Annotated in this window: 1 protein-coding gene; it reads right to left on the reverse strand. The window is 44.4% G+C overall.

All coding sequences use genetic code 11. The features are described from left to right. Positions 1–1,520, reverse strand: a 1,520-nt coding sequence (locus tag ACS8FD_RS14225) for a coiled-coil domain-containing protein (protein WP_459252126.1), incomplete at both ends; no start/stop codon positions are given.

The following is a 1,520-nucleotide window of genomic DNA, read 5'->3' on the forward strand; positions in this document are numbered from 1 at the left end:
CGCTCAGCAGTAGCACGCTGCGTGGTGAGCTGCTGCTGATAGTTGTATTTATCACGCGTTAATTGCTCCGCTTGCGCGCGGGTTTCTTCTAAGCTGACCGTTAACGCATCATAGTTGCGCTGGTTATTAGCGATGGTCTTTTGCTGCGCTTGTATTTTGCTTTCAAACTCATCAAGCAAATCTTCTAACGCTTGTAGACGGCTGCGCTGCTGTAAACGCTGGCTTAAGAATTGACTATTGCTATCATTTTGACCATCTTGCGCACCAATAAATTTACTAAGATTCATCGTACCTTGGCGACTGATAAGCCAGCCGTCCGAGGTTAGTAAAATAGCGGATGATGGCAACACTTTTAAAATCTCAGTCAAGTCTTCTAACGTTTGCTGAGTATTAATTTCAGGTTGAGCGCTATATAAATAGCAGTGCTGCCAAAGTGCTAATTTGGGGGCGCTAATCAGCTGTGATAAAGGCAATACTTTATTAATCAAAGTGCTTGGCACTTCGTTGATAATTGGCTTTGCGTTTACATCATTTTGTTTAGTAGATAGCCACAAGCTATGGCCATTTTCTATTGAAGAATTGTCCTGTTTATTAATCTGTTCGTTTTGCACATTCTGATAAGTAAACAAATCCGTTAAGTCATGCTCAAGCGCTTGCCATAAGTTATTCGCTTCTTGAACGTCGACGTTAACTTTTTTAGTACTTGACTGCTTAGAGACCAGCACATGACTATCCAGCCATAATGCCAATACGCTATCGAGTAGCTCTGCGTACTGCTGACCTTTGGTGCTGAGCTCAATGTGCTCACGCAAGGTGGTGATAGCTAAGTTATTATAGTCGTTGGCTATTTCACTTTCTAAATCAGTTTTTAAATTGTCAGTTCCTGAAATAGATGCTTGCTGTTGCGATTTTGGCGTAGGCTTAGGATGTAATATCTGGTGTAGAGTATCGTACTCACTTGCTAAAACTGCGTGACGTTTTTCATGCTCGCTCAACTCGCGCTGCTGCTTGTTTAAAAGTTGCTGTAAATCATGCGCTTGTGGTTGTAGCTCAGACAGCCGCTCATCGACGCTATCGTATTGGCGCTCAATTTGCTGCAACTGTTTGTTTAGCTTAGCAACTTGCGTGTCTAACGTGCGCTGCAAATTATTCGCATCAGTCTGCTCTTGCCCATTACCATTAGCTCTGTCAGTATTGGCAACTGGTGATAATGACTGCTGTAGCTGCTGCCATAGATTCTGCCAGTTTTGCTGGCGGCGCTGCCACTTATCATGGTTTTGCTGATGCCGTTTTTGCGCTTGAGCATTAATAGCTTGCTGCTGCTCAAGCGCACGATGACTATCTTGCAGTCGTGATAGCTTATTTTGCGCATCATGGTAGGCGCGCTGCAAGGGTTGCTCATTGCGTTTATGTGCTTCACGCTTACTGCTCAGCTCATCGAGCTGCGGACGCAGTTCTTCTAGCACATTCTGCTGCGTGGCTTGCTCAGCTTTTAAACGCTCAATCTCATCGACTGCTTG

It is taken from the genome of Psychrobacter sp. 1U2 (genome assembly GCF_051847575.1).